Below are 5369 nucleotides of genomic sequence, written 5' to 3'. Positions count from 1 at the left end.
GTGCTGACCGCCGGTGCCGCCGCCGCCCAGCTCGGTACGGCCTTCCTGCGCTGCCCGGAGGCGGGCACCTCCCCGATGCACCGGGCGGCGGTGGCCGGCACCGCGCCGACCGCGCTGAGCCGCGCCTTCACCGGGAAGCGGGCGTGCCGCCGCCGCCCAGCTCGGTACGGCCTTCCTGCGCTGCCCGGAGGCGGGCACCTCCCCGATGCACCGGGCGGCGGTGGCCGGCACCGCGCCGACCGCGCTGAGCCGCGCCTTCACCGGGAAGCGGGCGCGTGGGTTGGTCAACGACTTCCTTCGCCGGCACGACGGGTCGGCACCCGTCGGCTACCCGCAGGTGCTGCACCTCACCCGCCCGCTGCTCGCCGCCGCCAAGGGCAGCGGGGACGCCTCGGTGGCGAACCAGTGGGCCGGTCAGGCGCATGCCCTGGCGACGGAGACGCCGGCGGGTGAGCTGGTGGCCGAGCTGACCGCCGGGGCCAGGGTCGCGCTGACGGCGGCCGTCGACAGGTCCGCCGCCTGGGGCTGAGCAGCCACGGCCTCCTCGGGCGGGCCGCGAATTGGGATGCGCCGCCCCGGCGACCGCCCTACGGTGTCCCTCCGTGACGATCGACATCGTGAGCCTGGCGGACCGCCCGGACCTCGCTACCCTGCTCGACGAGGACTTCGACGGGGCGTGGCCGCAGTTCATGCTCTGGGATCCGATGGGTGGCATCTACTACAACGTCGCCCACGACCTCTATCCCGAGTTCGTGTTCGCCGCCGTCGACTCCGCCGAGCCCGGGCGCGCCGTCGGGCGGGCGTACGCCGTACCGCTGCGCTGGACCGAGCCGGAGCTGCCGGACGGCGGCTGGGACCGGGCGATCCAGCGGGCCACCGTCACCCGCCTCACCGGGGCCACCCCGAACATCGTGTCGGCCATCGAGATCTGCGTCCGACCCGACCGGCGCGGCGCCGGGCTGTCCGCCCGGATGCTCGCCGCCATGCGGCAGGCCGTCGCCGAACGGGGGTACGACGCCCTGGTCGCCCCGGTCCGCCCGAGCGGCAAGCACACCGACCCCGAGCTGCCGATGACCGAGTACGCCGCCCGGGTCCGCGACGACGGCCTGCCCGTCGACCCGTGGCTGCGGGTGCACGTGCGCGCGGGCGGACGCATCGAGCGGGTGGCCACCCGGTCCATGATGATCAGCGGCAGTCTCGAGGACTGGCGCCGCTGGACCGGCCTGCCGTTCGACACGAGCGGGCCGGTGCACGTGCCGGGCGCTCTGGTGCCGGTGCACTGCGACGTGGCGCACGACCACGCCGTCTACGTGGAGCCCAACGTCTGGGTCCGGCACCGGCTGTAGGCCGCTAGCCTCCTGCCTCGAGCCGCTCCTTCAGGTGCCGGTAGCTCGCCGGCGCGCCCTTCGCCGCCAGCCGGCGGACCATCGGCACGAGCGGCACGCCGACCCCGTGTCCGGCGAAGTCCAGGGCGAACGTCACGCGCGACCGCGCGCCCTCGTCGAGAGGTTCGACGGTGAGGGTCACGCTCGGCCTGATCGGCCCGTCGACGCCGTGCACGGCCCACCGGCCGGGCGGACTGTCCTCGGTCACCTCCTGCGTCATGGTGCGCTCGACCCCGCCGATCCGGCGGGTCGTCGTGAACCGGGTTCCCAACCCGACCGGGCCACCCGACTCCAGGCGTACGCCCACGACGTCGTGCTGCCACTCGGCGAACCGCGAGGGATCGGTGACGTACGCGAACACCTCGTCCGGCGGCCGGTCGATGTCGATGGTGGAGACAGCGGCGGTCATGGCTCCTCCTGCTCGTGTTGACGCGGCGGGTCGAGGGTGTCCCGCCTACAGCTCATGACACACCGGAAGCGGGGGATGTGACCGGGGTTCGCCGCCGCGTCCGACCCCGCGACGTCAGGCGCCCGCGCCCATGACGTACCCGTTGATCGTGCGTACCCGGTCCGCGAGGTCCGGCAGCTCGACCACCTCGACGCCGGCCGCCGCCAGCAGCTCGACCCCCTGGCAGTCCACGAAGATCAGTGGTTCCCGCATCGCCAGCACGACCCGACGGATGCCCGCGGCCAGGATCAGGCTGGTGCAGGTGGGCGACCGGTGCTGACGCACGCTGCACGGTTCCAGGGAGCTGTAGATCGTCGCTCCGGACAGGTCGACCCCGCGGAGCTTGCCCAGCGCGGACTCCTCGGCGTGCACGTGGGCATCGGTCTCCCGGGAGTACCCCCGGGCCAGCTCGGTCCCGTCGCGGCCGACCACGATCGCGCCGACCGCGTACGCGGTGGCCTTCGGCGGGCACCGCCGGGAGAGGTCGATCGCGTCCTGGAGCCAGCGGCGGTCGAGGGCGGGCGAAGGGGTCACGTGGGTCGCCGCTCAGTCATTTCGTCGTTCCCTTCCGCCGGGCTGATGCTGTCATTCGTACCCGACCGGATCCGGGCGAGGTGGTCGGCGCGGCCGGCGAGAGCGCACTTCTCACCCGCGCGAATGATCGGGCAGGTGGCGGGCCACCTCGGCCGGGGAGGGCATCCGCGCGATCTCCTCGGCGATCGCGCGGGCGGCGTCCCGGTGGTCGGTCCGCCCGGCGCGGGGCAGGAGCCGCCGGGCGTGCTCGGCGATGCCCGCGGCGCTCGCCTCGTCGCCGAGCAGGCGCAGCGCGGCACCGGCCGCGCTGATCGCTTCGGCGTTGGCGAACTGGTCGGCGCCCTGCGGCAGGATCAGCTGGGGGGACGCCGACGGCGAGCGCGCCGAGGGTGGTGCCGCTGCCGCCGTGGTGCACGACGAGATCGGCGTGCGGCAGCAGCTGCGCCTGCGGCACCCAGCGCTGCACGCTGACGTTGTCCGGCACGTCCCCGAGCTGGTCCAGGGGCACCCGGCCGGCGGCGACCACCACGCGCGCGTCCAGCGCGGCCAGCCCCTCGATGGCCGCGCTCAGCAGCTCCCGGGTGCCGAAGGCGGTGCCGAGCGTCAGGTAGATCAGCGGCAGTGACCTGCGGTGGCTGTCCCAGGTGGGCAGCGCCGTCGGCGTCGAGTACGCGACGGGCCGCAACTCGATCCGGTCCGCGGTGGCGAGGAAGCCCTCGTCCTGCAACGACGGTGGGCAGATGTCGACGTGCGGCCGTCCGGCGGCCTCGGCGTTGCGGGTGGGCAGTTCGAGGCCGATGCCCTCGGGGATCATCCGCCCGAAGCCGTGCCAGATTCCCGGGATGCCGGCCCGGTGGGCGGCGACGGCCGCTCCCGGCACACCCCATTCGTGGACGACGAGGTCGGGCTCCAACCGGGCGAGTTCCGGTGCCAGGTCCTCGGCGTAGATCTCGTAGAACGCGTCCGCGGGACGGAAGGGGCGCAGGCCGTTCGCGGCGAGCGGTGCGTGCACCTCCGCGCCGACGGCGAAGTGCACCTCGTGTCCGGCGTCCCGGACGGCCACCGCCAGTGGGATCAGCGGATAGGTGTGGCCGACCGATGCGAGGCTGGCGAACAGTACGCGCATTCCGACGAAGGTACGCCCGCGCTCCCGGGCACCTCGTGGCCCCCGGCGACCCCAGAGGCGCCCAGTGCGGTGACGGGCAACGGCCTCCGGATGTGGTCGGCGGCCGATCTGCCGGTCGGTCCCGAGGCTTTCGCGGGCTTCGACATGCATCTTGGATAGCGCGGGCTGGTCCGCCGCTGCCCTATCGAGATCGCCCGACCGAAGGGAAGCGAGCGTCGACCGAATCCGCCTCTCATGATCTGGCCGCCGTGGTGCCTGGCGACGCGTGCCGGCGGGTCGGCGAAGCTCTCGCGGTGCTGGAACCACTCAGCCCGTCACGCCGGACGCGACGCCTCGGCGGCGGGGCGTTCCGCCCGCCCTCGCAAGAACAGGAAGTCCCGCACCGGAACTCGATCCTCGGACGGGCCGGTGATCGTCATCGAGCCGATGCTGCCGTGGTCCGCCCAGGCGCAGATGTGCGCGTCGAGATCCTCGGCCTTGCCGCACCGGGCCAGTCCGCCCAACTGTCCCGCCGCGACGGGCGCAACGTCGTGGGCCTGGTGGATCTCGGCGAAGATCACATCGAGGACCCCTTCCGGGTTCCCTACCCGACCGGAGACGCCACTGAGTCGGGTCGTGTGCTCGGGATACCTCGGGTCCTGGTAGCTGATGGCGATCGAACTGGTGGCGGGCTCGTCGAGCAGCTTCGCAAGGGCGCCGGCGATCCTGCCGGTCTCCCCGTCCACCGCCGGGTCGGTCGTCAAGCGGTACTGCCCCAGCTTCTCCGGCGGCCTGACCATCCGCATCTCCACCTCGGACGATGCCGTCGGGGACGGGGCAACGGACGCGGGGTGCTCGGACGGGCTCGAGCAGCCGCCGACCAGCAGCGTGGTGAGCAGGGCGACGCCGACCGGCATCGGGGATCGCCGGAGTGCGTCCACCGTCGTCATCACCACTTCCGCCTCCCGCCGATGTGCCGTGGCAGCCTATCCCGGCGGCTGCGATGGTCGCGTCACCGCTGCGGGCCGGCCGGACCCGGGGCCCTGGCCCTGTCCCAGACGCCACGTGGTCGGTGGCTCCGGGAGGAGGCGCTCCGATGGTGTCACGCCGAAGAACGCGGCGTCGTACCCACCGCCTACGCTCCCGGTGCATGGGAGATCCCTTCACGGTGCGCATCGCGGTCCGGGGCTACGAGCTCGACACCCAGGGCCACCTGAACCAGGCCGTCTACCTGCAGTACGCCGAGCACGCCCGGTGGGAGTGCCTGCGTGCCGCCGGCATCTCGCAGGACCGGCTCATCGCCACCGGCGTGGGCCCGGTCGCCCTGGAGGTCACCCTGCGATACCTGCGGGAGCTGCGCGGCGGGGACGAGGTGGACGTGTCCTGCGAGTTCCACTGGGGCGAGGGCCGGACGTTCCGGATCGAGCAGGACTACCGCCGCCTGGACGGCACCCAGGTCGCGACGGTGACCGGGGTGGGCGGTCTGCTCGACCTGTCGACCCGGCGGCTCGTGGCCGACCCGCGCAAGCGGTTCCGGGAGCTGGCCACCGACCCGGGACCGCTCCGCCTCTGAGGCGGGCGCGCCGACCGGGCGGCGAACGACACGCTGGGGTGCGCGACGGGACGCCGGCCGACACGGGCCGGTCCCGAGCGGACGGGCTTCTACGCTGCACCCATGGACCCGTGGGACGACTCGCGTCGGGCGTTCACCGACGCAGCGCTCTGGTTCGTCCGCACCGCCGCCCTGGTCGGTGACCGGTGGAGCCGGCCCGGCCTGGGTGACTGGGACGTGCGGGCCCTGGTTGGCCACACCAGCCGGTCCCTCAGCACGGTCGAGGAGTACCTGGCCCGCCCCGCCGACGGCGTCGAGGTCGCCGCCGCCGGCGACTACTTCCGC

Annotated in this window: 6 protein-coding genes and 3 pseudogenes; 4 read left to right on the top strand and 5 right to left on the bottom strand. The window is 73.8% G+C overall.

Features of this window, described 5'->3' with window-relative positions; genetic code table 11:
- Positions 1 to 157: 157 nt before the first annotated feature.
- A pseudogene (locus JNW89_RS26690) lies at positions 158 to 529 on the top strand (nitronate monooxygenase); the annotation flags it as partial.
- Positions 530 to 602: 73 nt separating this feature from the next.
- The gene (locus tag JNW89_RS26685) at positions 603 to 1346 is read left to right on the top strand and encodes a GNAT family N-acetyltransferase (protein WP_238451085.1); all 744 of its coding nucleotides are present in this window, start codon (positions 603 to 605) and stop codon (positions 1344 to 1346) included.
- 4 nt (positions 1347 to 1350) lie between these two features.
- On the opposite strand, the gene JNW89_RS26680 is transcribed toward JNW89_RS26685, so the two are convergent.
- The 5 genes and pseudogenes from JNW89_RS26680 to JNW89_RS26665 all read right to left on the bottom strand — a co-directional run bounded on the left by JNW89_RS26680 (position 1351) and on the right by JNW89_RS26665 (position 4422).
- Entirely contained in the window at positions 1351 to 1794 is a 444-nt protein-coding gene (locus JNW89_RS26680) for an SRPBCC family protein (RefSeq protein WP_238451084.1), read from the bottom strand.
- A 114-nt stretch (positions 1795 to 1908) separates the two neighbouring features.
- On the bottom strand, positions 1909 to 2367 hold the full coding sequence (locus JNW89_RS26675; RefSeq protein WP_238451082.1) for a deaminase: 459 nt from the start codon (positions 2365 to 2367) through the stop codon (positions 1909 to 1911).
- A 111-nt stretch (positions 2368 to 2478) separates the two neighbouring features.
- Positions 2479 to 2679 (bottom strand): hypothetical protein, encoded by a 201-nt coding sequence (locus tag JNW89_RS39075; RefSeq protein ID WP_375155145.1) that lies wholly within the window; start codon positions 2677 to 2679, stop codon positions 2479 to 2481.
- A 112-nt stretch (positions 2680 to 2791) separates the two neighbouring features.
- Positions 2792 to 3181, bottom strand: a pseudogene (locus JNW89_RS39070) (glycosyltransferase); the annotation flags it as partial.
- Between the two features lie 626 nt (positions 3182 to 3807).
- A complete protein-coding gene (locus JNW89_RS26665; RefSeq protein WP_238451079.1) occupies positions 3808 to 4422 on the bottom strand; it encodes a hypothetical protein in 615 nt (204 codons plus the stop codon).
- A 200-nt stretch (positions 4423 to 4622) separates the two neighbouring features.
- Here JNW89_RS26665 and JNW89_RS26660 point away from each other — a divergent pair, with 200 nt between their 5' ends.
- Positions 4623 to 5045, top strand: coding sequence for a thioesterase family protein (locus tag JNW89_RS26660; RefSeq protein ID WP_238451077.1), 423 nt, complete (start codon positions 4623 to 4625; stop codon positions 5043 to 5045).
- 102 nt (positions 5046 to 5147) lie between these two features.
- Positions 5148 to 5369, top strand: a pseudogene (locus JNW89_RS26655) (maleylpyruvate isomerase N-terminal domain-containing protein); the annotation flags it as partial.

The organism is Micromonospora sp. 4G55, assembly GCF_016803375.1.
The sequence above is the reverse complement of the archived record's forward strand: the minus strand, read 5'-3'. Positions and strand labels throughout refer to the sequence as shown.

What these genes read in the sequence shown, in the direction of transcription:
- JNW89_RS26665 (WP_238451079.1), bottom strand. Translation starts at nt 4,422, where the DNA reads ATGACGACGGTGGACGCACTCCGGCGATCCCCGATGCCGGTCGGCGTC.
- JNW89_RS26660 (WP_238451077.1), top strand. Translation starts at nt 4,623, where the DNA reads ATGGGAGATCCCTTCACGGTGCGCATCGCGGTCCGGGGCTACGAGCTC.
- JNW89_RS26680 (WP_238451084.1), bottom strand. Translation starts at nt 1,794, where the DNA reads ATGACCGCCGCTGTCTCCACCATCGACATCGACCGGCCGCCGGACGAG.